Source organism: Mycobacterium venezuelense, from assembly GCF_054919535.1.
The window spans coordinates 1-738 of the sequence record NZ_JBONDW010000061.1 but is presented as its reverse complement, the minus strand read 5'-3'; the positions used below and the strand labels follow the sequence as shown (position 1 = coordinate 738).

The following is a 738-nucleotide window of genomic DNA, read 5'->3' as shown; positions in this document are numbered from 1 at the left end:
CGGCGGCGACTCGCTGTCGGCGATGCGGCTTATCGCGGCGATCAACACCAGCTTGGATGCGGACCTCGCAGTCCGCACCCTCTTCGACGCACCCACCATCGCCCAACTCGCACCGCGAATCGGAATAGGGTCAGGCCGCGAGCCATTGACCACGCGTGAGCGTCCGTCCGTCGTGCCGTTGTCCTACGCCCAGCAGCGGTTGTGGTTCCTCAATCGCTTTGAGGGCGACGTCGCGACCTACAACATGCCGACCGCGTATCGGATCAGCGGAGCGTTGGACGGTGACGCGCTGGGCCAGGCGCTGGCCGATGTCGTGGGCCGCCATGAATCCTTGCGCACGGTGCTGCCGGCAGTCGGTGGCGTACCCCGCCAGATCGTAAAGCCGGTGGAGGAAGCCGATTTCGGTTGGCAGATGATCGATGCCACCGGCTGGGAGCCAGATCAGCTGCGCGACGCCATCGGCGCGGCGGTGACCTACAACTTCGACCTGGCAACGGAAATACCGATACGGGCCTGGCTTTTCCGCATCGCCGAGAACGAGCATGTGCTCGTTGCGGTGGTTCACCACATCGCCGGTGACGGCTGGTCGGTTGCGCCGCTGGTCCGTGACCTGGGAATGGCATACGCGAGCCGGTGTGACGGACGGGCGCCCGGCTGGGCTCCACTGCCGGTGCAGTATGTGGATTACACGCTGTGGCAACGCGAAAACCTCGGGGACCTCGCCGATACGAACAGCCC

At 65.4% G+C, this 738-nt stretch carries 1 protein-coding gene; it reads left to right on the top strand.

What is annotated here, in order from left to right; all coding sequences use genetic code 11:
* Positions 1-738 (top strand): condensation domain-containing protein (locus tag ACRCUN_RS34175; RefSeq protein ID WP_462146031.1); only part of this gene is annotated, 738 nt, incomplete at both ends.